Annotated in this window: 27 protein-coding genes and 1 tRNA gene; 12 read left to right on the top strand and 16 right to left on the bottom strand. The window is 61.2% G+C overall.

The annotated features are described in order from the left end of the window. Positions 1–32: 32 nt before the first annotated feature. The 3 genes from G6K99_RS00320 to G6K99_RS00310 all read left to right on the top strand — a co-directional run bounded on the left by G6K99_RS00320 (position 33) and on the right by G6K99_RS00310 (position 1,120). Positions 33–422, top strand: coding sequence for a TIGR02300 family protein (locus G6K99_RS00320; protein WP_174195394.1), 390 nt, complete (start codon positions 33–35; stop codon positions 420–422). A 155-nt stretch (positions 423–577) separates the two neighbouring features. Then, a tRNA-Ala gene (locus G6K99_RS00315) sits at positions 578–653 on the top strand. 155 nt (positions 654–808) lie between these two features. Then, positions 809–1,120, top strand: a complete 312-nt coding sequence (locus G6K99_RS00310) for a hypothetical protein (RefSeq protein ID WP_174195393.1) — start codon at positions 809–811, stop codon at positions 1,118–1,120. A gap of 38 nt (positions 1,121–1,158) precedes the next feature. Here the strand turns inward: G6K99_RS00310 and G6K99_RS00305 are convergent, their stop codons facing one another. The 7 genes from G6K99_RS00305 to G6K99_RS00275 form a co-directional block, all read right to left on the bottom strand. Further along, positions 1,159–1,422, bottom strand: coding sequence for a hypothetical protein (locus G6K99_RS00305; RefSeq protein ID WP_174195392.1), 264 nt, complete (start codon positions 1,420–1,422; stop codon positions 1,159–1,161). A gap of 100 nt (positions 1,423–1,522) precedes the next feature. Continuing rightward, on the bottom strand, positions 1,523–2,524 hold the full coding sequence (locus G6K99_RS00300) for an ABC transporter ATP-binding protein (protein ID WP_062454216.1): 1,002 nt from the start codon (positions 2,522–2,524) through the stop codon (positions 1,523–1,525). 74 nt (positions 2,525–2,598) lie between these two features. Further along, complete coding sequence (locus tag G6K99_RS00295; RefSeq protein ID WP_174195391.1) at positions 2,599–3,663, bottom strand: Gfo/Idh/MocA family oxidoreductase; 1,065 nt, start codon at positions 3,661–3,663, stop codon at positions 2,599–2,601. Beyond that, positions 3,660–4,502 (bottom strand): carbohydrate ABC transporter permease, encoded by an 843-nt coding sequence (locus G6K99_RS00290; RefSeq protein ID WP_062578546.1) that lies wholly within the window; start codon positions 4,500–4,502, stop codon positions 3,660–3,662. Before G6K99_RS00290 ends, G6K99_RS00295 begins: the two co-directional genes overlap by 4 nt. Positions 4,503–4,515: 13 nt before the next feature. After that, positions 4,516–5,469: a carbohydrate ABC transporter permease gene (locus tag G6K99_RS00285; RefSeq protein ID WP_174195390.1), complete on the bottom strand. Its 954-nt coding sequence runs from the start codon at positions 5,467–5,469 to the stop codon at positions 4,516–4,518. A 171-nt stretch (positions 5,470–5,640) separates the two neighbouring features. Next, positions 5,641–6,897 (bottom strand): ABC transporter substrate-binding protein, encoded by a 1,257-nt coding sequence (locus G6K99_RS00280; protein WP_062454219.1) that lies wholly within the window; start codon positions 6,895–6,897, stop codon positions 5,641–5,643. Positions 6,898–6,915: 18 nt separating this feature from the next. Further along, positions 6,916–7,839, bottom strand: a complete 924-nt coding sequence (locus tag G6K99_RS00275; protein ID WP_174195389.1) for an N-acetylmuramic acid 6-phosphate etherase — start codon at positions 7,837–7,839, stop codon at positions 6,916–6,918. A 205-nt stretch (positions 7,840–8,044) separates the two neighbouring features. On the opposite strand from G6K99_RS00275, the gene G6K99_RS00270 reads away from it, so the two are divergent. Genes G6K99_RS00270 through nagA form a run of 4 tightly spaced genes read left to right on the top strand, consistent with a single transcriptional unit; the run spans position 8,045 to position 11,889 of the window. Beyond that, entirely contained in the window at positions 8,045–8,938 is an 894-nt protein-coding gene (locus G6K99_RS00270) for an N-acetylglucosamine kinase (protein WP_174195388.1), read from the top strand. After that, a complete protein-coding gene (locus G6K99_RS00265) occupies positions 8,935–9,699 on the top strand; it encodes a GntR family transcriptional regulator (protein ID WP_092664018.1) in 765 nt (254 codons plus the stop codon). Before G6K99_RS00270 ends, G6K99_RS00265 begins: the two co-directional genes overlap by 4 nt. A 10-nt stretch (positions 9,700–9,709) precedes the next feature. Continuing rightward, positions 9,710–10,738: an SIS domain-containing protein gene (locus G6K99_RS00260; protein WP_244631334.1), complete on the top strand. Its 1,029-nt coding sequence runs from the start codon at positions 9,710–9,712 to the stop codon at positions 10,736–10,738. Next, complete coding sequence (nagA, locus tag G6K99_RS00255; protein WP_174195386.1) at positions 10,735–11,889, top strand: N-acetylglucosamine-6-phosphate deacetylase; 1,155 nt, start codon at positions 10,735–10,737, stop codon at positions 11,887–11,889. Before G6K99_RS00260 ends, nagA begins: the two co-directional genes overlap by 4 nt. Positions 11,890–11,901: 12 nt before the next feature. On the opposite strand, the gene G6K99_RS00250 is transcribed toward nagA, so the two are convergent. From G6K99_RS00250 to G6K99_RS00240, 3 genes are all read right to left on the bottom strand, one after another. Then, entirely contained in the window at positions 11,902–13,284 is a 1,383-nt protein-coding gene (locus G6K99_RS00250; RefSeq protein ID WP_174195385.1) for a sensor histidine kinase, read from the bottom strand. Further along, the gene (locus G6K99_RS00245) at positions 13,281–13,958 is read right to left on the bottom strand and encodes a response regulator transcription factor (RefSeq protein ID WP_113109268.1); all 678 of its coding nucleotides are present in this window, start codon (positions 13,956–13,958) and stop codon (positions 13,281–13,283) included. Before G6K99_RS00245 ends, G6K99_RS00250 begins: the two co-directional genes overlap by 4 nt. An 84-nt stretch (positions 13,959–14,042) precedes the next feature. Then, positions 14,043–14,549, bottom strand: coding sequence for a DUF1993 family protein (locus G6K99_RS00240; RefSeq protein WP_174195384.1), 507 nt, complete (start codon positions 14,547–14,549; stop codon positions 14,043–14,045). A 165-nt stretch (positions 14,550–14,714) separates the two neighbouring features. On the opposite strand from G6K99_RS00240, the gene G6K99_RS00235 reads away from it, so the two are divergent. The 4 genes from G6K99_RS00235 to G6K99_RS00220 all read left to right on the top strand — a co-directional run bounded on the left by G6K99_RS00235 (position 14,715) and on the right by G6K99_RS00220 (position 18,982). After that, positions 14,715–15,782: an ABC transporter substrate-binding protein gene (locus tag G6K99_RS00235; protein WP_174195383.1), complete on the top strand. Its 1,068-nt coding sequence runs from the start codon at positions 14,715–14,717 to the stop codon at positions 15,780–15,782. Between the two features lie 230 nt (positions 15,783–16,012). Next, a complete protein-coding gene (locus G6K99_RS00230; protein WP_062454229.1) occupies positions 16,013–16,957 on the top strand; it encodes a tripartite tricarboxylate transporter substrate binding protein in 945 nt (314 codons plus the stop codon). After that, positions 16,954–17,442: a tripartite tricarboxylate transporter TctB family protein gene (locus tag G6K99_RS00225; protein WP_062454230.1), complete on the top strand. Its 489-nt coding sequence runs from the start codon at positions 16,954–16,956 to the stop codon at positions 17,440–17,442. The genes G6K99_RS00230 and G6K99_RS00225 overlap by 4 nt, the downstream gene beginning before the upstream one ends. 22 nt (positions 17,443–17,464) lie before the next feature. Next, positions 17,465–18,982, top strand: coding sequence for a tripartite tricarboxylate transporter permease (locus G6K99_RS00220; RefSeq protein WP_062454231.1), 1,518 nt, complete (start codon positions 17,465–17,467; stop codon positions 18,980–18,982). Between the two features lie 80 nt (positions 18,983–19,062). Here the strand turns inward: G6K99_RS00220 and G6K99_RS00215 are convergent, their stop codons facing one another. The 6 genes from G6K99_RS00215 to G6K99_RS00190 are packed head-to-tail and all read right to left on the bottom strand — an operon-like array spanning position 19,063 to position 24,484. Then, positions 19,063–19,995, bottom strand: a complete 933-nt coding sequence (locus G6K99_RS00215) for a glutaminase (RefSeq protein WP_174195382.1) — start codon at positions 19,993–19,995, stop codon at positions 19,063–19,065. 3 nt (positions 19,996–19,998) lie between these two features. Continuing rightward, complete coding sequence (locus tag G6K99_RS00210; RefSeq protein ID WP_174196012.1) at positions 19,999–20,685, bottom strand: ABC transporter ATP-binding protein; 687 nt, start codon at positions 20,683–20,685, stop codon at positions 19,999–20,001. Further along, a complete protein-coding gene (locus G6K99_RS00205; protein ID WP_174195381.1) occupies positions 20,682–21,431 on the bottom strand; it encodes an ABC transporter ATP-binding protein in 750 nt (249 codons plus the stop codon). The genes G6K99_RS00210 and G6K99_RS00205 overlap by 4 nt, the downstream gene beginning before the upstream one ends. Beyond that, positions 21,424–22,401 carry a branched-chain amino acid ABC transporter permease gene (locus tag G6K99_RS00200; RefSeq protein WP_174195380.1) on the bottom strand — a complete coding sequence of 326 codons (978 nt, stop codon included), beginning with the start codon at positions 22,399–22,401 and terminating at the stop codon, positions 21,424–21,426. The genes G6K99_RS00205 and G6K99_RS00200 overlap by 8 nt, the downstream gene beginning before the upstream one ends. A 13-nt stretch (positions 22,402–22,414) precedes the next feature. Continuing rightward, a complete protein-coding gene (locus tag G6K99_RS00195; RefSeq protein WP_062578515.1) occupies positions 22,415–23,338 on the bottom strand; it encodes a branched-chain amino acid ABC transporter permease in 924 nt (307 codons plus the stop codon). 9 nt (positions 23,339–23,347) lie between these two features. Beyond that, positions 23,348–24,484 carry an ABC transporter substrate-binding protein gene (locus G6K99_RS00190; RefSeq protein WP_174195379.1) on the bottom strand — a complete coding sequence of 379 codons (1,137 nt, stop codon included), beginning with the start codon at positions 24,482–24,484 and terminating at the stop codon, positions 23,348–23,350. A 222-nt stretch (positions 24,485–24,706) separates the two neighbouring features. Here G6K99_RS00190 and G6K99_RS00185 point away from each other — a divergent pair, with 222 nt between their 5' ends. After that, a complete protein-coding gene (locus G6K99_RS00185) occupies positions 24,707–25,531 on the top strand; it encodes an alpha/beta hydrolase (RefSeq protein WP_174195378.1) in 825 nt (274 codons plus the stop codon). Positions 25,532–25,540 lie beyond the last annotated feature (9 nt).

Raw genomic sequence — 25,540 nt, 5'->3', positions numbered from 1 at the left:
GACCTGTTCGGCCATCTCATGAGGCTTTGATAGTGGCTAAAGCGGAACTCGGAACCAAGCGCACCGACCCGGATACCGGCAAGAAGTTTTACGATCTGAACCGCGATCCCGTCGTTTCCCCCTATAGCGGCAAATCCTGGCCGTTGTCGTTCTTCGCCGAAAACAGCGCCGCTGCAAAGCTGGAGCAGGCGGAAGAAGAAGACGTCGAGGAAGTCGATGTCGAGAACCCAACTGTCGAGCCCGTCGCAGCCGACGACACCGACGATGCGGCAACCGGCGACGACATCCCGGATCTGGGCGACGACGATGACGTCGATATCGGCGACGATGACGACAACACGTTCCTCGAAGCCGACGAAGACGATGAAGACGACGACGTGACCGGCATCGTGGGCGTCGGCGGCGACGACGACGAGAATTGATTTATTGAACTAAAGCCCGGTAATTTGAAGAAAAATTGCCGGGCTTTGAAAAACAGGCTTGCACTCTCCGAAAACCGGACGTAATAAGCCGCCACTCCGGTCAGCATCGCTGCTTCGGAGTTCCCAAGGACCGGAAAAACCCGGACCACCCTGATGGGGCTATAGCTCAGCTGGGAGAGCGCTTGCATGGCATGCAAGAGGTCAGCGGTTCGATCCCGCTTAGCTCCACCAAATCTTTTCCTTTGATTGAACAATCTCAGAATGAAGTATTGAAAGCCGCCGAAGGTTTTTGATACCCCGGTGCGCTTACACACTCGGTCTCTTCACGATTGCTGCACCCATCGTCGAGTGAAACGACGGCACCAACTTGCATCGAAAGGTCAGTGATGGATCGGCTCGAACGTGATGCACCATTTCCTGCAGAAATGCAGGGCCGGTGGACGGACGTGGAAGACTCAAATTCGGTGTTGATAGTCGAGGGCAGCAAGATCATCTGCTTCGGCGAAAAAATCGCTTACGATTACAAGCTGATCGATACAATCGACGGCGCGCTGACCGTAAGTCTGAAGATCAACGATCGAACCGCTGACGACACCTTCCAGCGCGCCAACATCACCGAGTTGGTGATCACGCCCGAAGGCGATCTCCACGCATACAACGTCAAGTTCGCGAGCCAGTTTGCACGTACTGTCAGCTAGCGACCTCCATCGCAAAGCCTACCTTGTGACACCAAGGCTTAATTCGCGAAGTACGCGGCTGTGCTGTGCGCAGCTTTCGTCTGATGGATCCGGGTGCGGCGGGCGGCGAGTTTGCGGGTTTTGTGGGCCGCGTGCCGGAAGCGCTTCTTGGTGCGCTCGACTTCGCGCAGATAGCCGAGATCTGAGGCCAGAACCTCGTCCTGGTACTGCTGGCGGCGAGCATCCGCGATCTGGCGAACCACCAGGGCGCCGGTCCCTGCGAGAGTGGCGATCGCTGCAATCAGAATTAAAATTACCGTCATTGCCGTTTCCTCCATCCCCATAACGCGGAAGGAGCGCAAAGGTTCGCTTTCCCGCATTGGAGGTAGTGGAACACGGAACTGGTTACGGCCGATTTAAAGGTTAACCGATCGCCTTGTCGTTTTCGTCGAACCGGTGCAGCGAGGCCTTATCCGGTGTGGCAAAGACGATGTCGTCTGGACCATAGCGATGCTCGCCGAACAGACGGACCGTGATGAGGCCCGCCGTCTCGGTTTCGAGATAGAGGATGGTATCGGCGCCGAGGTGCTCGGCATGGACTACCTTGGCCTTCCAGTCGCCGCTTTCTCGCGACAGAGCGATATGCTCCGGCCGGATGCCGATGGTCTTGATGCCGCTTTCGGAAAGCGTCTCGCCCGGGATAAAGTTCATCTGCGGCGAGCCGATGAAACCGGCGACGAAGACGTTGGCGGGCTTGTTGTAGAGCTCCATCGGAGACCCCACCTGCTCGATCGCGCCGGCGCTGAGGACGACGATCTTGTCGGCGAGCGTCATCGCCTCGACCTGGTCGTGGGTGACGTAGATCATCGTTGCCTTGAGGCGCCGGTGCAGGCGGGCGATCTCGAGCCGGGTCTGCACGCGCAGCGCCGCGTCGAGGTTGGACAGCGGCTCGTCAAACAGGAAGAGTTTCGGTTCACGCACGATGGCACGGCCGATCGCGACGCGCTGGCGCTGGCCGCCGGACAGTTCCGCCGGACGACGGGCGAGATAGGGATCGAGCGATAGGAGCGACGAGGCATTCGACACCCGCGTCTCGATCTCGGCCTTGTCCGTTCCTGCCTGTTTCAGTCCGAGGCCCATATTGTCCTTCACCGTCAGATGCGGGTAGAGCGCGTAGGACTGGAAGACCATGGCGATGCCGCGCTTGGCGGGCGGGGTGGTTGCCATTTCTTGGTCGTCGATCCGGATCGAGCCCGATGACGCATCTTCAAGGCCTGCAATGACCCGCAGCAGCGTGGACTTGCCGCAGCCGGATGGACCCACGAAGATGACGAACTCGCCATCCTGAACCTCGAGGTCGATGCCCTTCAGCACTTCATGATCGCCGAAGGCCTTTCGGATGGATTTCAGTTGCAGCGAACCCACGAGCGTATTCCCACTTCTGTCGTTTGGTGCAATCGCGGACGTTTGTCCGCCCGGCTGTCTTGCTTGCGTTGCTTTCAGAGATAGATTGGCTTGCCGGTCCTTGCGCTTTCATCCGCCGCAAGGCAGATGCGCAGCGACTGGACCGCATCATCCATGTGCCTGGTCAGATCGATATCCTCGCGGATCGCCTTCAGCATATAGGCCTGCTCAAAATCGCAAAGCTCCTGATGGCCGGGCTCGCCCGCCATCGTCATATCCTCGTCGGGCCTGATGAACCTGCCGTCCGGGCCCGTCTCGGCGCTGTGAAGGCGGATGACGGAGGTTTTGGTATGCGTGTCGATATCGTCGGACTTGGCATTGGGGTCCATTACGATGGAGACCGAGCCTTTCGGCGACATCACGTCCTTCACGAAGAACGCAGTTTCGGAGATCATCGGCCCCCAGCCCGCCTCGTACCAGCCGACCGACTTGTCATCGAAGATCACCTGAAGGTGGCCGTAATTATACATGTCGGGCGCAATTTCATCGGAAAGGCGCAGACCCATGCCGCGCACTTCCACCGGCTTGGCATCGGTGATCTGGCACATGACATCGACATAATGAACGCCGCAATCAACGATCGGCGGCGTCGTCTGCATCAGCGCCTTGTGGACATCCCAGGTGGGGCCTGACGATTGCTGGTTGAGGTTCATGCGGAACACATAGGGCGGGCCGAGCTTGCGGGCTTCGGCAATCAGGCGGATCCAGGACGGATGGTGGCGCAGGATATAGCCGATCACCAGTTTCTTGCCCGCGGCCTTGGCGGCGGAAACGACGCGCTCGGCATCGGCAACCGTGGTTGCCAGCGGCTTTTCGACGAACACGTCACAACCGGCTTCGAAGGCGGCAACTGCATAGTCCGCATGGCTATCCGAATAGGTGCAGATGGCGCAGAGGTCCGGTTTCAACTCGGCAAGGGCTGTCAGGAAATCGGCGTGGATCTCGTAACCGGCAAGGGCCGGATCGAGCGTCGGCTTCGAGCGGTTGACGAGACCGACGATCTCGAAGCCCGGGTTGTTGTGATAGGCCAGCGCATGGCTGCGGCCCATATTGCCGAGGCCTGCGACAAGAACGCGGATCGGCTTTTCGGTTGAACTCACTTGACGGCTCCAGACGTGATGCCGCGGATCAGTTGCCGCGAGAAGATGACGTAAAGGACGAGGATCGGCAGGATGGCGAGCGACAGGGCTGCCAGCACCGCGTTCCAGTTGGTGACGAACTGGCCGATGAAGATCTGCGATCCGAGCGTCACCGTCTTGGTGGCCTCAGAGGGTGCAAGGATCAGCGGGAACCAGAGATCGTTCCAGATCGGGATCATGGTGAAGACGGCAACCGTTGCCATGGCCGGCCTGATCAGCGGCAGGACCAGGCGAAAGAAGATCGCATATTCCGATAGACCATCGATGCGCCCGGCATTCTTGAGGTCGTCGGAGACCGAGCGCATGAATTCGGACAGGATGAAGATCGCAAGCGGGATGCCTTGCGCCGTGTAGACGAGGATCAACGCGGTGAGCGTGTTGACGAGGCCCGACGCGACCATGCCCTGCAGGATCGCGACCGTGCCGAGCCTGATCGGGATCATGATGCCGATCGCCATATAGAGCCCAAGAAGCGTATTGCCGCGGAAGCGATACTCGGACAGCGCAAAGGCCGCCATCGCGCCGAACAGCAGCACGAGAGCGATCGAGACGACCGTGACGATCATGCTGTTTTGGAAATAGCCGATGAAATCCGCCTGGCCGAGAACCGTCTGGTAGCCGATCAGGCTGAAGCTCGACGGTGTGGGAACCTGCATCGGATTGCGGAAGATCGAATTGCGATCCTTGAACGAGTTGATGATGGTGAGAAAGACCGGAAACAGCGCAATCAGCGTGTAGGCGATCAAAGCCAGATGCACGAGGCTTGAGCGGATCGGTGAAGAGCGTGCCTTGTTGGACATGTCTGGACGCCCTCTAGAACTGGTAGCGGCGCATGCGCCGCTGGATGGCAAAAAGGTAAAACGAGACGCCGGCGAGAATGATGACGAACATCACCGCTGCGATCGTTGCCCCCATGGAGCGATCTCCGAGTTGCAGCTGGAAACCGAAGAAGGTGCGGTAGAGAAGCGTGCCGAGAATATCCGTCGACATATCAGGGCCCGCAAGCGCGCCCTGCACCGTGTAGACCAGATCGAAGGCGTTGAAATTTCCGACGAAGGTCAGGATCGAGATGATGCCGATCGCCGGCAGAATGAGCGGCAGCTTGATCTTCCAGAACTGGCTCCAGCCGGTAATGCCATCGCATTCGGCAGCTTCGACCACCTCTTCCGGGATGCTGAGCAACGCCGCATAGATCAGCATCATGGGTATGCCGACATATTGCCAGACCGAAATCAGGGAAACCGCGATCAGCGCCGGCCCGGACTGACCGAGCCAGGGCGCAAACAGCCATTTGGCACCGGCAAGGCTCATCAGCCAGGGCGCAACGCCCCAGATCGGTGAGAGGATGAGCTTCCAGATAAAGCCGACGATGACGAAGGAGAGAAGCGTCGGGAGGAAGATCGCGGTGCGGTAAAAGGCGGCGAAACGCAGTTTCGGCAGCGACAGGAGTGCTGCGAGCGCAATGCCGATCGGGTTCTGCACGCACATGTGGATGGCGAAGAAGATCAGGTTGTTGGTGAGCGCATTCCAGAAATCGCGCGCCCAGCGCACGTCGCCGAACAGGACCTGGTAGTTTGCAAAGCCGACGAAGGACTGGGCACCATCGACAGTGTTGTAGAACGAAAGCCGCAGCGTCTCGATCAGCGGAAGGATCATGATCGCCGTGTAGACCAGCAGCGCCGGCGCCATGAAGACGACGATATGCCAGCGGAACGGGCGCTTGATCGATGCCGGCTGCAGGGCAGATGAAGGGTGGATGTCGCTCATGGCTTTGCCTGTTTTCTCGGTGCTTGCGCTGGCGCAGCATGATCACGATACCTCCCCCTTGAAGGGGGAGGTCGCAGCGAAGCTGCAGGTGGGGGTGACACCACACGCACAAGGATCACCCCACCCCGGCCCGTCGCGCCGACCCTCCCCATCAAGGGGAGGGTAAGCTTGTCACTTACCTGGCTTGTACCAGCTGTCGAGGCCCTTCTGGAGCTTTTCGGCGGCAACGGCCGGGGTATCGGTGCCGTTGATGACGTTGGCCGATTCGACCCAGGTCTCGTTTTCGAGGTTCGGGGTGCCGCGCGACAGGATCTGATAGGTCGAGCGGACCGTCGGCTTGTATTTTTCACGCCAGGAAACGAATTCCTGCGCCATCGGATCTGCCATCTTCACCGGCGACGAATTTAGGCTGAAGAAGCCCGGAAGAGAATTGGCGTAGATCTCGGCGAATTCCGGCGAAGCAACCCAGGTGAGGAACTTCTTGGCTTCTTCCGGATGCTTGCTCTTGGTGTTCAAGCCAACGCCGATATCCGGATGGTCGGAGATGTAGCCGGTTTCGCCAGCCTTCAGCACCGGCGGCGGGAAAGCGCCCATCTTGAACTGGGCCTGGCTGGTGAACAGCGCAATTTCCCATGAACCGGCAGGGAAGATCGCCGCGCGGCCGAGCGTGAAGAGGTTCTGGCTATCGGCGTAGGTCTGGGCTTCGAAACCGTCGCCGAGATAAGGCTTCCACTTGGCCAGTTCTTCGTAGGGCTTGACCCATTCCGGATCGGTCAGCTTCTGCTTGCCTTCGATCAGCGCCTTGCGGCCTTCCTCGCCCTTCCAGTAGTTCGGGCCGATGTTCTGGTAGCCCATCGTTGCGGCTTCCCAGAGATCCTTGGTGCCCATGGCAAGCGGGATGAACGTACCGTCAGCCTTGATCTTGTCGAGCGCGGCGTAGAATTCTTCGTTCGTCTTCGGCACTGCGATCTTCAGCTGGTCGAAGGCGTCCTTGTTGTAGATGAAGCCGTGGATGACGGATGCCATCGGCACGCAGAAGGTGGACTTGCCGTCGTCTGTCGACCAGGCGGCCTTGGCGACCGGCGAGAAATTGCTCATGCCCGACAGGCTGGTGAGATCGACGAGCTGCTTCTTGTTGAAGAGTTCGAGCGAGGCATCGAACGGACGGCAGGTAATGATGTCACCGGCAGAGCCTGCATCGAGCTTGGCGTTGAGCGAGGCATTGTACTCGGTCGGCGCGGTCGGCGAGAAGTTGAGCTTGATGCCGGGGTTCTTCGCTTCGAAGGCCGGGATCAGCTTTTCTTTCCAGATCGCCAGATCGTCATTGCGCCAGCTCTCGATGTTGAGCGTGACATCTGCCGCAGACGCTGCGCCCGCAGACGCGAGCACCGTCGTGGCCAAAAGAATTGTTTTCAACAGGCTGTTCATGCTGTTCTCCCTTATTGGTTAGCGCCTTGCGGCGCGAGTCTCGGTCGTTTCCGTCATCTTCAGTTCCGCAAGTGCTTTCCTCAACACCTGATCGAAACGAATAAGCAGCGATTGTGCGGCGTCGATATCGGGGGCGCCTTCAGCCAGAAGCACGGCGATCTTCACCGATCCGTCCGCCACCTGCAGATATCTTACCGCCTCGTCGGCAGTCACGCCTGCGATATCGGCAACCATGCCGGCGGCGCGGGTGCGCAGCTTGGCATTGTCGGCGCGCAGATTGACCATGTGTCCGTCATGCACGTGACCGAGCTTGATCGCAGCCAGCGTCGACAGCATGTTGAATGCAAGCTTCTGTGCGGTCCCCGCGCCCATGCGCGTCGACCCCGCCACCAGTTCCGGCGGCGTTTCGAGAAGGACGGCCACATCGGCATGGTCAAAAAGGGGTGCATCGGGATTGTTGGCGAGTGCCACGACCTTTGCGCCACGGGCCCCGGCAATTTCGACGATCTTCAGCACGTAAGGGGTCGAGCCGCTTGCAGACACGGCGAGAACGCAGTCTCCCGCCGCAATGATCGCTGCATCCTGATCGGCCAGGGCGATATCATCCTCCGGCGCACCCTGCAGGTCAGCCAGGACGGACGTTCCGCCGGCAAGAAGAAGGACGATCTGCTCGCGTGCAATGCCGTAGGTTCCGGGAAGCTCGAGCGCATCGGCCATGGCCATCAGGCCGGAGCTGCCGGCGCCTGCATAGACAAGCTTTCCGCCACGCCTCAGAGCCGACGCAACGAGTTCCGCGGCATCCGCAAGAGCGGGGATCGCCGCATCGACGCTCTTGGCCGCCTGCTGCTGACCGGACGCCAGAAGCCGAAGGATTTCGGTCGGGGCGCGCGTATCGAGCCCTTCCGTATTCCCATGCCTGGCTTCGGTGGCTGTTTGGCTCATCCGTTTCTCCCTCAAGCAAAATGATGCCAAAAAAATACCAATTGTCCAGCAGGAAATTAACGAAAGTTACCAACTGAAACATGGCAGCTGGCGTTTAGGACTAATAATCGAGTTAAAATAGCGTGTTAGCGCCGCTCTGTCCGCATCAATAATTTCGCGCTTGGTAAATGGTATTTTTTTGGTATCATTCTTCGTGGAGGTATCCATGGCGGATTACGTGATCGGGATAGATGGCGGCGGGACAAGCTGCCGGGCGGCGCTGGCCGATAGGAACGGCACCCTGCTCGGCCGCGGCAAGAGCGGTGCCTCCAATATCCTGACCGATCCCGACACTGCCCTCAGGCATATTGCTGAAGCCGCAGAGCTGGCGTTCGAAGATGCCGGGCTCACGCCGGATCTTTCATCCGCATCTGCAATCCTGGGTCTTGCCGGCAACAATGTCGGCGGCGCGGTGGGCTATGTGACCGAACGTCTCCCCTTTGCCAGATCGCAGATCGTTTCTGACGGCGTCATCGCCTTGCAGGGCGCGATCGGTGACGAAGACGGTGCGATCGGCATCGTTGGGACCGGGACCGTCTACATCATCCGCAGCCACGGTCAGTTCAGATCCATCGCCGGCTGGGGGTTTCAGGTGAGCGATCTCGGCAGCGGCGCAAGGCTCGGGCAGCTCGCGCTGCAGGAAACCCTGCTTGCCTTCGACCGGATAAGGCCGATGACGCCGCTCTGCGAGGCGATCCTGGCCGAGTTCGACAACAATCCGGAACTGATCGTCGATTTCGCGCGGCTGGCCAAGCCTGGCGACTTCGGTCGTCAGACTCCAAAGGTTTTCGACTATGCTCGCCGTGGCGACGAGACGGCTTTGCGGATCCTCCATACCGGTGCTGCCGGGATCGACGAAGCGCTCGATGCCGTCATGGCGCTGAGCGGCGACAAAGCAAAACTCTGCCTGCTTGGTGGCCTTGCACCGCTCTATCCTCCCTATCTTGCCGAGAGGCACAGGCTCCGTCTTTCCGAGCCGCGGGCCGACGCAATGACCGGCGCCGTCGAACTGGCCGTCAAGGCCTTTGCATCTGGAGCCCGGATGGAGGCGTGCGCATGAGCGAGGCGCTGACGGCCATCTTGCCCCTCGACGGCCTGCAGTCCGGCGGCTCCGGCCCGCTTTATCTCAAGCTGCGCCAGAGCCTGGAAGATGCGATCCGGTCCGGCAAGCTCGGTCACGGCGACGCGCTTCCCGCGGAGCGGGATCTCGCCGACTATGCGAGCGTCAGCCGCGTCACGGTGCGCAAGGCCGTCGACGATCTTGTCCGGGACGGGCTTCTGACCCGCCGCCATGGATCCGGGACCTTCGTGGTAAAACCGCTGTCGCGCGTCGAGCAACCTCTGACCAAGCTGACATCGTTTACCGAGGACATGGCACGGCGTGGCCTGGTTTCCCGATCGGAATGGCTGGAGCGCGGATTGTTTCATCCCTCGCCCGAAGAGATGATGATGCTGGGTCTCGCACCCGGCACGATGGTTGCCCGGATCGGACGTTTGCGCTTTGGGAACGACATGCCGCTTGCCATCGAGCGCGCCAGCATATCGGCAGAATTCCTGCCCAACCCGGTATCGCTCCAGCAGTCGCTTTATGCGGAACTTGAAAAGAAGGATGCGCGACCGGTACGCGCCATCCAGCGGATCTCCGCGACCAATCTGAAAAAGATCGACGCTGGCCTGCTTGAAGTGCCCATCGAGGCGGCGGGCCTGTCGATCGAACGCGTTTCCTACCTGGCCTCCGGCCGGGTGGTGGAGCTTACCCGCTCGCTTTACCGGGGCGATGCCTATGATTTCGTGGCCGAGCTTTCGCTTGGCGACAGCTGATCAGACGAGGATGACGATGAAGACCCATATGCGCCAGGAAATCGACGAGATACCGGAGGCGACAGCCCGATTGCTCGACCGTTCGGCGGCAGACATTGCCAAGGCCGGCAAGGCCCTGCGCGACAAGGATCCGGCCTTCCTGGTAACGATCGCGCGCGGTTCCTCGGACCATGCCGCGACCTTTATCAAATATGCGATCGAGCTGACGGCGGGACGCCCGGTTGCCTCGCTCGGACCATCGCTCGCCTCGATCTACGGTGCCAATCTGCAGCTTGGCGGTGGCGCTGCGATCGCCATCTCCCAGTCCGGCAAGAGCCCCGACATCGTCGCGATGGCGGAGGCTGCGACCCGGTCAGGAGCGGTCACGATTGCGCTCACCAATACGCTCCCGTCGCCGATCACCGAGGCATCGCTTTATGGGGTCGACATCAATGCGGGTCCGGAAATTGCCGTTGCGGCAACCAAGTCCTTCGTCAGCTCGATTGTCGCCGGTCTCGCCCTTCTCTCCGAATGGACCGGTGACGACGGGCTGAAGGCGGCGGTTCGCGCCATGCCCGGCCATTTCGATGAAGCCATCAAGCTCGACTGGAGCGCGTTTGCGAGCGAACTCGGCGACGCTGATTCGCTCTATATGCTCGGCCGTGGCCCGGCGCTAGCAATCGCCAGCGAGGCTGCGCTCAAATTCAAGGAAACGTCCAACATGCATGCGGAGGCCTATTCTGCGGCCGAAGTCCTGCATGGTCCGGTGGCGCTCGTCGAAAAGCGCTTTCCGGTACTGACCTTTGCCGCGAGGGACGCGGCGGAAGCTTCCGCGGTGCAGATCGCAGACAATTTCGCGGCCAAGGGCGCGCTCGCCTACGCGACCTCCGACAAGGTCACGGCTGCCCGAAAGCTTCCCTTTGTCGCAACCGGCCATCCGCTGACCGACGCGCTGGCGCTGATCGTGCCCTTTTACGGTTTCGTCGAAGCCTGGTCGCGGTCGAAGGGGTTTGATCCCGATCAGCCGGCAGCCCTCAACAAAGTCACCGAAACCCTATGACCGATCTCAAGGCCCTGACCGCAAACCGCATCTTCGACGGCGCCGAATGGCATGAGAATGCCGCGGTCGTGTTTTCGAACGGCCGGATCGATCGCATCCAGCCTTCGGCTTCGCTTTCGCCCGAGATCGAAAGGGTCAACGGTGGCGAGATCATCGCTCCGGGCTTTATCGATCTTCAGGTCAATGGCGGCGGTGGCGTGCTCCTCAACGAAGAGCCGACGGTCGAGGGTATCGCCACGATCTGCGCCGCCCATGCGAAGTTCGGGACGACGGCACTGTTGCCGACCTTGATCACCGACACACCGGACATTTCCGCCCGTACCGTTGCCGCCGGCATCGATGCGAAGAACCGCGGCGTTCGCGGTTTTCTTGGACTGCATCTGGAAGGACCGCATCTGTCCGTTGCCCGCAAGGGAGCGCATGATCCTACGCTCATCCGTCCGATGGAGGATCGCGACCTCGATCTGATGCTCTCCTGCGGACGGGCGCTCGATGTGCTGATGGTGACCATTGCGCCGGAAAGCGTGACACAAGAACAGGTCACAAAGCTCGCAGACGACGGCATCATCGTCAGCCTCGGTCACACGGAAGCGAGCTACGACGTCGCGACGGCCTATGCCAAGGCCGGCATTCGCACGGTCACGCATCTCTTCAACGCCATGAGCCCGCTCGGTCACCGCGAACCGGGGCTGGTCGGGGCGGCGCTCGATACCGGAGCGCTTTATGCAGGCCTGATCGCCGATGGCATCCACGTCCATCCCGCGGCAATGGGGGCAGCGCTGCGGGCCAAGGCAGGTCCCGGAAAGATATTCCTGGTGACCGATGCCATGTCGACGATCGGGACCGACATGACATCCTTCACGCTCAACGGCCGCGAAATCCTGCGCAAGGATGGCCGGCTGACCCTTGCCGACGGAACACTCGCCGGCGCCGATATCGACATGATCTCGTCGGTTCGATACGTGCACCGCAATCTCGGCCTGTCGCTGGAGGAGGCCCTGCGCATGGCATCTGCCTATCCCGCGCAAGCTGCTCGCATCGAGAACCGGAAAGGCTTTCTAAAGCCGGGATATGATGCGGATTTCGTCGTGCTTGGCGCGGATCTTTCCATGAAGAGCACCTGGATTTCAGGAGAATGCGCGTACGCTTAAGGACTGAAGGGCCTATCCCGCCAGCGGGAAATCGATCCGGATTTTCAAGCCTGTGCCGCCTGAGCCATCGTGAAGCGACAGGGTTGCGCCGTGAAGGCGGGCGATCTCTTCGACGATCGGCAGTCCGAGACCGGTGCCGGATGCATCGCCGCGGCCGAGACGTCCGAACCGTTCAAGCACGATAGCTCGCTTCTCGGGCGGGATTCCCGGGCCGTTATCCTCCACTTCGAGCCGGGCCGTCTCGTCGATCCGTTCGATGCGGACGGTGACCTCCGTGCCGGAGCCGGCATGAAGGATCGCGTTGACGATCAGGTTCTTCACCAGTTCTCCGATCAGCAGCGGCTCGACATTGACTTGCGTTACGCCCTCTCCTTCGAACCCGAGGTCGATGCCACGATCGGCGGCGCCCGGAACATGATCTCCCGTCAGGCCGCGAACGAGATCAGTGAGATCGAGCTTGCGGAACGCTGCCGAGCGTCCTGCCGCATCGATCTTTGCCATCAGCAGCAGTTGCGCGAGGATATGTTCGGCACCGGCGACCGCTTCATCCGCCTTGCGGACTGCGGTCTTTGCCGAGGCCAGATCGTCCGCCCGGTCCGCAAGTGCGAGCTGTGTGCGCACGATTGCGAGCGGAGTTCGGAGCTGGTGGCTGGCATTGCCGGTGAAGTGGCGCAGGGCATTCAACGCGCCTTCGAGCCGCACCATGAACGAATTGACGGTATCGACCAAGCCCTGAACCTCGTTCGGCACTCTTTCTCCGATCGGATGCAGATCGTCCGGGCTGCGTTCGGCGATCGCTTCGCTGAAGCGATAGAGGGGCCGAAGCGACAGCGTGACGGCGATCCAGACGATCACGGCGGCACCGATGATCATGAAGAGAATTCGCAGCGCCGAGCGTATCAGGATGGTGCGCGTCAGCTGTTCACGGGCCATGGTGGTTTCGGCGACCGTGACGACGAAGGGAACCGAGCGGATGCCGGTCGACGCGGATCTGGCAAGGACGGCGACCCGGATGGGCTCGCCCCGAAAGCTGGCGTTCTCGAACGCCACCGCCTGGCCCTCCCGACGCGCGATGGAGGGAAGGTTCTGGTAGCCGGTGATGAAGGTGCCGGGCGGCCCGTCGACGCGGTAGAAGACCCGGTCCTGCGCGGCAGAGGTCAGCATTTCCAGCGCCACATAGGGGATGTCGACCTCGAGCGCTCCGTCTTCCGCGACGATCACGCGCTCGGCGATCGCGAGAGCCGACCCCGCAAGCACGCGATCGGACACTTCATTGGCCGTATCGAGCGCCTCATCCCATGTGTCGAACATGGCGACGCCACCGATCAGCGCCGTCGAGAGAAGCAGCCACGCTAGGAGGCGGCGGCGGAGCGAATAGGCGGCTGTCGGCGTCATTCCGGAGAGGCCATTTTCTCGAGATAATAGCCGATGCCGCGGGCGGTCTTGACGGTCAGGCCGTAGACCGCAAGCCGCTTTCTTAGTCGGCTCACATACTGCTCGATCGCATTGGACGAGAGGTCGTCGTCGAACCCTGTCAGCGACCGAATGATCGCCTCCTTGGACACGACCTTTCCGGCCCGCATGAAGAGGAGTTCGAGAAGGGCCACCTCGCGGGCGGGGATATCGAGCGGCACACCCTGGCTCGAAAAGGTTCGCGACGTCAGATCGAAGGTGACGCCGCCATAGGTGACGACAGAGCTTCGAAGGCCCGCCTGACGGCGAAGAAGGACGCGGATTCGCGCCTCGAACTCCGGCACGTCGAACGGTTTCGTCATGTAATCGTCGGCGCCGAGATCGAGGCCTTTTACCCGCTCTTCCGGCGTGCCGCGGGCGGTGAGGATCATCACCGCCGCGCGGTTCTGGCGGGCGCGCATGGCCTTCAGAACATCGAGACCATCCATTTCGGGAAGGTTCAGGTCGAGGATGACCAGATCGTAGCTTTCGGCCGCGACCGTTGCCTCCGCCGATGTTCCATCGGCCACGAGATCGACCACATAGCCGCTGCCGCGCAAAATCGCGGCAAGGCCTGATGCCAGCGTCTGATTGTCTTCGACAAGAAGGATACGCAAACCGTCATTTCCCCGTTCCGGCTGACTCTTATCGCCGGGACGCGGGGTTGTCACTGGACACAGCAGCGTCTGCCGTTAGCTCGCCTAGCTGCGGCCGAGATAATCGGTCTTGCCGATGGGTACGCCTTTGTGGCGGAGGATCGCGTAGGCGGCGGTGAGGTGGAAATAGAAGTTGGGCAGGGCAAACCCGAGAACGTAGTCGGTGGCTGTGAATTTCATCTCGCCGGACCGGGTCTTCAGCACGACCTCGGCCTCCTCGCGACCGGACATGCTGGCGGGAACGACAGTCTTCAGGAAGGCGACCGTCTTGTCGATGCGGGCATGGAGATCGGCAAACGTGACTTCGTTATCCTCCATCGCGACGTTTTCGAGCTGGCCGACGCGCACCGGGACGAACTTGGCCGTGTCGCTGGCGCGCTGGATCTGACCCGTCAGCGGCAGCATGTCCTCGATCAGGCGCGCTTCGAGAAGCTGGCTGTGGGGAATGCCCTTCTCGTCGGCGAAGGCTTCGGCCTTCTTCAGGATCTCGGAGAGATTTGCAAATCCACGGATAAAGGCCGGGACGGAGACGTCGTATAGGGAAAGCGACATGGTTGTGACCTCAAAGGGCTGGTGGGGAAATCGCCATTCACAGGTAATAACGGCGACCGGCAATACAACAGGGGCGCGGTAAACCGCGAGCCCTGCATTCCGGACGCCAGTGATGGATTTCCAACGGCTTGCCGCAAGCGCCCGGGTCGGGCATTCTTGCCCGCAATGAAAAAGCTTCTCCTCTGTCTTTGTCTCATCGCTGCGCCGCATCTGGCCGTCGCGGAAGTGCTGATGTTTCCTGCCCCTTCGGGCAACAAGGATGCGCCTGTCCTTACCGTCTATTCGTCGCTGGACGAGCCTCTTGCCAAGCCGATGATCACAGGCTTTCAGGCGTCCAACCCGGATGTGGCGGTGTCCTACGAGGACATGCTGACGGGAGAGATCTACGACCGGATCGTGCGGGAGACCGACGCGGGCCGCAAGACCGCCGATTTCGCGTTTTCGTCGGCCATGGATCTCCAGGTCAAGCTCGCCAATGACGGTTACGCCCAGGCGAGCGATCTGCCGATGAGCGGGCGATGGCCCGAATGGGCGAACTGGCGCAATACGGTTTACGCGCTGACCTTTGAGCCGGCCGTGTTCGTCTACAACAAGCCGAGTTTCAAGAACGAGGCGCCGCCTGCCACCCGCGCCGAGTTCATCGCGTTTCTGGCGCGCCAGGGTGACCAGGCGCATGGCCGCATCGGCACCTACGATATCGAACGCTCCGGTGTCGGCTTCCTGTTCATGTCGCGCGACCAGGAACAGTTCGGGGACATCTGGTCGGTGGTGCGGGCGATGGGCGAAGCGGGCGTCAAACTCTATTCGACAAGCGGCGCCATCCTCGAGAGGGTGGCGGATGGCCGTTTCCTGATGGGTTACAATATCGTCGGATCCTACGCCGCCGACTGGGCCTCACGGAACCCGAATGTCGGGATCGTCCTGCCGAAGGACTATACGGTGGTCATGTCGCGTATCGGGCTGGTGCCGCAAGCCGCTCAACGTGCCGATCTCGGAAAGCGCTACCTCGAATTCTTCATGTCGAAGGAGGGCCAGACGATTATGGCCCGCGAACTGCAGATCCCGGCCGTCAGTCCCGAAGTGTCCGGCAACAACACCGCAACGACGATGCGCGAGATGCTGGGTGGCCAATTGAAGCCGGTGCCCGTCAGCCTCGGGCTGATGGTCTATCTCGATCAGGTGAAACGGGCGCGGCTGATCTCGAAATGGAACGAGGTCTTGCGCCAGCAGTGATCAATTCTGGCGATTTTGAGGCATTTACCCTTGTCAAACAGACGCAGTCAGGGAAATGTCAGGTAGATGTCAGCTTGTTATGCTGCCTTAGAACCATTCGAGACCCGTTCGGAGGCGGACTCGATCGGTGACGGGAGGAGATCAACGGACGGCACCAGTCCGCTCAAATCGATCCTACCGTTGCGCCATCAAAGATTTCGTCCAAAAGGACGTCAACGGAGGACATACCCTTGAAACATTTTCTCATCGCATCTTTCCTCGCGGGCGCAGTCGCCTTCCCGGCCGTAGCGGCTGACTATTCGGTCATGGCACCGGCAGCGCCGGGCGGCGGCTGGGACCAGACGGCCCGCACCATGCAGGTCGCCCTGCAGCAGGAGAAGATCTCCAACCGCGTCCAGGTCATGAACGTTCCGGGCGCCGGCGGCACGATCGGCATCGCCCAGTTCGCCAGCCAGCAGAAGGGCAACCCGAACGCTCTGATGGTTGGCGGTTACGTCATGGTCGGCGCAATCCTCACCAACAAGTCGCCGGTAACCCTGAAAGACGTCACACCGATCGCACGCCTCACCGGCGAATACGAAGTGATCGTCGTCCCGACATCTTCCGACATCAAGACGATGGCGGATCTGGTCACCAAGCTGAAGGCTGATCCGGGTTCCGTATCCTGGGGTGGCGGTTCGGCTGGCGGCACCGACCATATCGGCGCTGGCCTCATTGCAAAGGCTGCCGGCGTAGACCCGACCAAGATCAACTACATCGCGTTTTCCGGTGGCGGCGAAGCGCTTGCCGCGATCCTGGGCAGCCAGGTGACGGCCGGTATCTCGTCCTACGGCGAGTTCGAATCGCAGATCAAGGCCGGCTCGCTGCGCCTGCTGGGGATCTCGTCCGACAAGAAGATCGACGGCATTGATGCCCCGACGCTGAAGGAATCCGGTCTCGACGTCGTGCTGCAGAACTGGCGCATGGTTGCCGCTGCTCCCGGCATTTCCGACGAGCAGAAGAAGACCATCACTGCCGACATCGAGAAGCTGGTAAAGTCCAAGACCTGGCAGGATAACCTGAAGACCAAGGGCTGGATGGACACCTACCTCTCCGGTCCGGCCTTCGATGAGCAGCTCGCCAAGGATATCGCTGCGACGGAAACCATCCTGAAGGACATCGGACTGGTCAAATGAGTTCTGAAAACACGACTACCGAACAGCGCCGCCCTGATTGGGCGGCGCTTGCCATTGCAGCCGTACTCGCGATCGTCGCCGCCGTCATCTTCATCGATGTGTCGCGGCTGACGAGTACGACTGGCTACTCGCCTGTCGGCCCCGCCTCCGTGCCCTACTGGATCGCTTTCGGCCTGATCGGCCTTGCCATCTGGACGGTCTTTGCGGCATTCCGTCGGGATTTCCCCGCGCGCGAACGGCAGGAATTCGGTCCCGTCGCCTGGGTTGTCGCCGGGCTTCTCGCCCAGATGATCCTGATCCGGTTCGTCGGGTTCTCGATTGCGACGGGCCTGCTTTTCGCTTTCGCCGCACGCGGCTTCGGTGCCCGTCGGCTGCATATCAGCATTCCGATCGGCATCGCGATCTGTCTCGCCATCTGGTACCTGTTTGCGGGCGTCCTGCAGCTTTCCCTTCCCGCCGGTCCGCTGGAAAACCTGCTCCTTTAACTTGGAGCCAGAGAGTTAATCCATGAGCACTTTCGAATTCCTTCTTCAGGGTCTGGCCTCTGCCGCAGAGCCGATGAACCTGTTTTACGCGCTCGTCGGCGTAACGCTCGGCACGATGGTCGGCGTGCTGCCCGGCATCGGTCCGGCAACCACCGTCGCGCTGCTTCTGCCCGTTACCTACCAGCTGGATGCGACCGGCTCGCTGATCATGTTTGCCGGCATCTATTACGGCGGCATGTATGGGGGATCGACGACCTCGATTCTTCTCAACACGCCAGGCGAAAGCGCCTCGATCGTGACCGCGCTCGAGGGCAACAAGATGGCCCGTGCAGGACGCGGGGGGCCAGCGCTGGCAACAGCTGCGATCGGATCCTTCGTGGCCGGTCTGATCGCCACGCTCGCGCTTGCCTTCGTTGCACCCTATATCGTGAAGCTTGCCCTGGTGTTCGGTCCGCGCGAATATTTCGCGCTGATGGTTCTCGCCTTCGTCACAGTCTCCTCGGCTTTCGGAAACTCGACGCTGCGTGGCCTGACATCTCTGTTCATCGGCCTTGCTTTGTCGCTTGTCGGCATCGATCAGCTGACCGGCCAGAACCGCCTCTCCTTCGGCGTACCTGACCTTCTCGACGGCATCGAGGTCACGACCATGGCGGTTGCCATGTTTGCGATCGGCGAGACGCTGTTTATCGCAGCCCAGGGTGCCCAGGCTCCCGACAAGGTGGAAGCGATCAAGGGCTCCGTCTGGATGACCGCCCAGGACTGGGCGCGCTCTTGGAAAGCCTGGCTGCGCGGGACCGTCATTGGCTTCCCGATCGGCGCAATGCCGGCCGGTGGTGCAGAAATCGGCACCTTCCTCTCCTATGCGACCGAAAAGCGTCTTTCCAAGCATCCTGAAGAGTTCGGCAATGGTGCGATCGAAGGTGTTGCCGGTCCGGAAGCTGCCAACAACGCATCCGCCGCCGGTACGCTCGTGCCGCTTCTGACGCTTGGTCTTCCGACGTCGGCGACCGCTGCCATTATGCTGGCCGGCTTCCAGCAATACGGCCTGCAGCCGGGCCCACTGCTTTTTGTCACTAACCCGCAGCTGGTCTGGGGACTGATTGCTTCGCTTCTCATCGCCAACCTGATGCTGCTGGTGTTGAACCTGCCGCTGGTCGGTCTGTGGGTGAAGCTGCTGACGATCCCGAAGCCTTGGCTCTATGCCGGCATTCTCGTGTTTGCGACGCTTGGCACGATTGGCGCAAATCCGTCGGTGTTCGAGCTTGGCATGCTGCTCGTCTTCGGTCTCGTCGCCTACATCATGCGCGTGTTCGATTATCCGATCGCGCCTGTGATCGTCGGCCTGATCCTTGGCCCGCTGGCCGAGCAGCAGTTGCGCCGCGCCTTGTCGATCAGCCAGGGCGACGTAACGGTGCTGTTCACCTCGCCGATCGCCGCAGGCCTGCTGCTCGTGGCAGCGGCTGCCCTGATCGTACCGCTGGTGCTGCGCATGCGCGGACGCGGCAACGTGCTGAACCAGATGGCAGCCAGCGAAGACTGAGGACCTCAGCCTTCCCTCAACGAAACAAGCCCGGTCTTCCGAAAGGAGGCCGGGCTTTCTGTTTTGAAGGGAGTGTTGTGTCAGTGCCCGAACACGGACCAACCGGTTTCATCCGCCAGCATTTCGAGCGCCAGCGAACCGACCAGCGAATTGCCGTTCTGATTGAGACCTGGAGACCAGACGGCCATTGATGCGCGTCCCGGCGCCACGGCCATGATGCCGCCGCCGACACCACTCTTGCCGGGAAGCCCGACCCGATAAGCGAACTCGCCGGAGCCGTCATAGTGGCCGCAGGTCAGCATGAGGGCGTTGATGCGCCGTGCCCGCTGGCTTGAGACCACGGTGTGCCCGGTCATCGGGTTGCGGCCATTGGCGGCGAGGAATAGACCGGCCCGCGCCAGCTGGGTGCAGGTCATGGAGATGGCGCAGTGGTGGAAATAGACGCCGAGCACATGCTCGACCGGATGCGAGAGCTTGTTGAAAGAGCGCATGAAATTGGCAAGCGCGAAATTTCGGTAGCCGGTCGCTTCTTCGGACTTGGCAACCGACGGGTCGATCACGATCGTCTCGTCATCTGCGAGATAGCGGACGAAGCGCAGGATCTCGCCGATCGCCTCGCGCGGCGTGTGACCGGCAAGGACCAGATCGCTGACGGCAATCGCTCCAGCATTGATAAAGGGATTGCGGGGCTTTCCAGCCTCCTGTTCGAGCTGGACGATGGAGTTGAAGGGAGAGCCCGATGGCTCCCGACCGACCCGGTTCCAGGTGGTTTCGCCATGCTTGCCGAGTGCGAGCGTCAGCGTGAAAACCTTCGACACGCTCTGGATCGAAAACGGTTCGGCACAGTCACCTGCGCTATGGACCTTGCCATCGACCGTGACGACGGCCATGCCGAATTTCCGCGGATCGACATGGGCAAGCTGGGGAATGTAGTCGGCCACCTTGCCCTCGCCCAGCCGGCTCTGCAGCTTGGCGTGGATCCGGTCGACGATGGTTTGCAGATCGTCCGTCATTGCTCACACTCCGAGATATCGATCCTGCAACCCTGGTGTCAGATCGGCTGGGGCGCCGGTCCAGACGCTTCTGCCGTTTTCGAGGATGACGCACCGGTCGGCAACCGGCAAGAGCTCGGACAGCGTCTTGTCGACCAGGAGAATGGACAGGCCGTTCGTCTTCAGCTGGCGCAGCGCCTTCCAGATATCCTGGCGGATGACAGGTGCAAGCCCTTCCGTCGCCTCGTCGAGGATCAGCAGGCGCGGATTGGTCATCAGCGCGCGACCGATCGCCAGCATCTGCTGCTCGCCGCCGGAGAGCGATCTCGCCATCTGCGCATGCCGTTCCTCCAGACGGGGAAACAGGGCGTTGATCTCTGAGACGGTCCATTCGCCGGGTCGGGCCGCGGCGACCAGGTTTTCGTGAACGGTGAGATTTGGGAAACAGCGGCGCCCCTCGGGGACAAGCCCGACACCGAGCCGCGCCACCTTGTAGGGCGCCAGCTTCCCGGTGTCCTTGCCATCGAAGAGGATGCGGCCGGTTTTCGGGCTCAAGAGATTGCAGATCGACTTGATGGTCGTGGATTTGCCCATGCCGTTGCGGCCCATGAGTGCCACGACCTCGCCTTCCGCCACCGCAAATTCGACACCGAACAGCGCCTGGCTGCTGCCGTAGTAGGTCGCGATATTCTGGACATCGAGCAGCATCAGGCATGATCTCCCAGATAGGCTGTGCGCACCGCCGGATCACGCCTTATATCGTCGACCGTGCCGGTTGCGATGATGCGACCATAGACCAGAACCGAAATCCGGTCGGCCAGCGCGAAGACGGCATCCATATCGTGTTCTACGAGCAGGATCGGCGCTTCCTGGCGCAGCGTATCGAGAAAGCCTGTAAGCCGTTTCGAACCTTCCGGGCCCATGCCGGCCATCGGCTCGTCGAGAAGCAGGGCCTTCGATTGCAAGGCCAGCGCCATGGCGATCTCCAGCTGGCGGCGCTCGCCGTGGGAAAGCTCGGCCGCCGGCAGGCGTGCCCGGTCGGACAGACCGACGCGCTCGAGGATCGCCATCGCAGGATCGATCAGCGATCTGTCGCGCATGACAGGTCGGAAGAAACCGAAACTCGACCCCTGCCTCGCCTGAACCGCCAGCATGACATTACGCAGCGCTGAAAACTCCGGCGCCAGCGACGACACCTGAAACGTGCGACCGAGCCCCCGTCGGGCGCGAGCGGCAGCACTCAGTGCGCCGATGTCTTCACCCGCGAGGCGGATCGTGCCGCTATCCTGCTTGAGCGTGCCGCAGATCTGGTGAATCAGGGTCGATTTTCCGGCACCGTTCGGGCCGATAAGTGCGTGGATTTCGCCGGGCTTCAGGTCGAGCGTGATGCCGTCGGTGGCACGAAGTGCTCCGAAACTCTTAACGAGATTGTCTGTCTGGAGAACCGGCTCAACCATGTTTCGTCTTTCCGGCAAGCAGGCCCAGCAATCCGCCGCGGGCAAAGAGCACCACGCCGAGAAGGATGAGACCGAGGAAGAACTGCCAGCGTTCGGTTAGGCCACCCAGCGCGAACTCGAACGCCACATAAAGCGCTGCACCGGCGAGCGGCCCGAAAAGCCTGCCGGTGCCGCCGAGAATGATCAGCACAATCAGTTCGCCAGACATGTGCCAGGCAAGCATGGACGGGCTGACGAAGCGGTTGAGATCTGCGTAGAGCGCGCCGGCAAGGGCCGTGATCATGGCCGAGATGACGAAACCTGCGAGCCGGATACGGTAGTGGTCAATGCCGAGGGCGGCGACGCGGATCTCGTTCTGGCGGGTGGCGACCAGAGCCGCACCGAAACGCGACGCACGGATCAGCGCGAAAAGGCCGATGCCGGCCAAAAGCACGGCGTAAGCGACGAAGAAGAAATTCAGCGGGCGCATCGTGTTGGTGCCGGGAAACTGATTGCGCACCGCAATCGAAAGCCCGTCCTCGCCACCGTAAGCCGGCCAGGATATCGCGAAATAATAGACCATCTGCGCGAAGGCGAGCGTGATCATGATGAAATAGACGCCTGACGTTCGCATGCTGAGCGCCCCGATCGCCAAGGCAACCAAACCGGCTGCAATGACGGCGACAAGCCAGATGATCGGCATCTGCGCCGTGCCCGGCAGATCAAACAGAAGCGGTTCGCCTGATAGCGCGTGGCTCGCAAGAATACCGGCGGCATAGCCTCCGATGCCGAAAAAGGCCGCGTGGCCGAACGACACCATGCCGCCGAGGCCAAGCGCAAGATTGAGGCCAAGGGCTGCCAGCGCCAGAATGGCGATCCGGGTCGCAAGGGTCACATAGAACGGCTGGCCGAGCGCGCTCGCGATCAAGGGGACAGCGAGCAGCAGCACAGCCAGCGTGAGATTGACTGCGTTTTCGCGGGTCAGCACCATCGTTGAACGGCTTTCATGCATGGGCTGGCGGAAACAGGCCGCGAGGTTTTACCGACAGGATGACCGCCATGACCACGTAGATCAGCATGGATGCCGCAGCGCCGCCGATCATGCCCGCCTGGGACGGGTCCATGAACAGGGTCAACAGTTGCGGCAGAAGAAGCCGGCCGAGCGTATCGGTGATGCCGACGAGCAGTGCGCCAACGAGCGCACCCTTGATCGAGCCGATGCCGCCGATAACGATCACCACGAAGGCGAGGATGAGGACCGGTTCGCCCATGCCGACCTGGACAGATTGCAGCGGGCCGACGATTGCGCCGGCAAGTCCCGCCAGAGCGGAGCCCAGTGCAAAGACCAGCGTATAGAGCGTGCGGATATCGACGCCGAGCGCGCCGATCATTTCGCGGTCGCTTTCGCCGGCCCGGATTCGCATGCCGAGCCGGGTCTTGCCGATCAGCAGATAAAGGCCGAGCGCCACCAAGGCACCGACAGCGATGATCGCCAGGCGGTAGACGGGATAGGTTGCATCCCCCGGCAGAGCGACCGCGCCCTGCAGCAACGGCGGAATATCGAGATAAAGCGGGAAGGAGCCAAACAGCCAGCGGGTGCCTTCGGAAAAGATCAGGATCAGTGCAAAGGTCGCCAACACCTGATCGAGATGATCGCGGTCATAGAGCCTGCGGATGACCAGGAGTTCGACGATGGCACCGGCTGCCGCCGCACAGGCAAGGCTGGCGACGAGACCGAGCCAGAACGACCCGGTCAATGCTGCAACGGCCGCGCAGGCGAAGGCGCCGACCATGTAGAGCGAGCCATGGGCGAGATTGATCAGGCCCATGACGCCGAAGATCAGCGTCAGCCCGGCAGACATGAGAAACAACATGACGCCGAGCTGGATACCGTTCAGCAGCTGCTCGAGAGCAAGCGAGATGGTCACATGCTTCCCTTAGATCTTGCAGTCTTTGGCGTAGGCGTCGCCATGATCGGCAAAGATCTTCTCGACCGTCTTGTTGGTCAGAACGCCGTCCTTTTTCACCACTTCCGTCAGGTAGATGTCCTGGATCGGATGCTGGTTGGTGTTGAACTTGAACTTGCCACGCGGCGACTTGATATCGGCTTTCAGAAGTTCGGCGCGGAAGGCCTCGGCATCCTTGACGTCGGCCTTGGCAGCGGCCGACGCGATCAGCTGACCGGCATCATAGGCCTGAAGCGCATAGATCGACGGCAGGCGATTGTATTCGGCCTTGAAGTCGGTGACGAATTTCCGGCTGACGTCGGTATCGAAATCCGGAGCCCACTGTCCCGATGCCTTGGCGCCGAGCGCCGCATCGCCGATGGCCGGCAGGACGTCCTGGCTGAAGGAGAAGCCCGGGCCCATGACCGGGGTCTTCACGCCCGACTGGGCAAACTGCTTCATGAAAGAAATGCCCATGCCGCCCGGCAGGAAGACGAAGATGCCGTCTGCACCCGATGCCCGCATCTGGGCAATTTCGGCGGCGTAATCGGTCTGGCCGACCTTGGTATAGACCTCGCCCGCCAGCTCGCCCTTGTAATAGCGCTTGAAGCCGGTCAGCGAATCCTTGCCGGCCGGATAGTTCGGCGCCAGGATGAACATCTTCTTGTAGGACTTGTTGGCATATTCGCCGACAGCTTCATGAAGATTGTCGTTCTGATAGGCAGCGTTGAAATACAGTTTGTTGCAGCCGGCACCGGCCAGCGCCGCAGGTGCTGCGTTGGTCGAGACGTAGAACTTGTCCTGCGCGACCGCGCCAGGCACGACGGCCATCAGCAGGTTCGACCAGACGATGCCGGTGAGCAGGTCGACATTGTCGCTCTGGATCATCTTGTCGGCGATCTGCACGGCAAGTTCCGGCTTCTGCGCATCATCCTCGGTGACGACGGTGATATCCTTGTTGCCGGACTGCTTGATCGCCAGCATGAAGCCGTCGCGCGTATCGACGCCGAGGCCTGCACCGCCGCCGGATAGCGTAGTGATCATGCCGATCTTGAGCGGCTCGGCGATGGCCAGACCGGATGCGCCGAGGCCGAGTGCCATCGTGGCGGCTGCCAGGATTTTCTTCATCGTCATTCTCCCCTTTTTTTATCCCCTGCTCCGCCAATCCGTCGATGGCGGTGAACCCGTTACCTTCCACATTCGCCGGCAAACTTCCACCGCGTGCAAGCGCAAAAAGCATCACAAAGCAAACTATGCCGACATGGAGAAGTCTTGGAACAGCAAGGCAGGCTTTCCAGAGACATCGGGGGCGGGTTATGACGCTTGTCGGATCGAACAGGGGACAATCACATGCGCCACGGGATCATCGACTGGGACGACGCCTATGCCAATGGCCCGAACATACCAAAGGGCGATCGTTGGCCTGCCGCATGGGTGGAGCCGGCACGACTGTATCGTGACGCGCTTTTGAACGAAGGACGTGCGAAGCTCGGCATCGCCTATGGCGACAAGCTGCGCAACCGGTTCGATCTCTTGCTTCCCGCCGGAAAGCCGGAAGGCCTTGTCGTCTATGTCCATGGCGGCTTCTGGATCGCGCTCGACAATAGCTACTGGTCGCATTTCGCCCATGGCTCGCTGGAAAGCGGATATGCGGTAGCACTCCCAGCCTATACGCTCGCGCCGGAAAACCGGATCGCTGAAATCACCCTCGAGATCGGCCAGGCGATCACAGCCGCGGCAGATCTGGTGGGGGGGCCAATACGGCTTGCGGGGCATTCGGTCGGCGGGCATCTCGTCACACGGATGATCACCACCACATCGCCGCTCGCAGAGCCGGTTCGCGACCGCATCGTCAACACGGTGTCGATCTCAGGCGTGCATGACCTTCGCCCGATCATGAAGACGAAGATGAACGAGAAGCAGCGGATCGATCCTGACGAGGCGCAGCGCGAAAGCCCGGCCTTGCTGGAACCCCTCCCGAACACGCGCCTCACCTGCTGGGTGGGCGGCAACGAGCGCTCGGAATTCCTTCGCCAGAACGCCCTGCTTGCCAATATCTGGAAGGGTCTGGGGGCCGAGACCGAAGCGGTCGAAGAGCCGGACCGAAACCATTTCACAGTGCTGGACGGGCTATCCGATCCGCACCACCCTCTGACGAGAACGCTTTTGTCTTAGCGTTTTGTC

This window comes from Neorhizobium sp. AL 9.2.2 (genome assembly GCF_013317225.1).
Lineage (GTDB): Bacteria > Pseudomonadota > Alphaproteobacteria > Rhizobiales > Rhizobiaceae > Neorhizobium > Neorhizobium soli.
The sequence above is the reverse complement of the archived record's forward strand: the minus strand, read 5'-3'. Positions and strand labels throughout refer to the sequence as shown.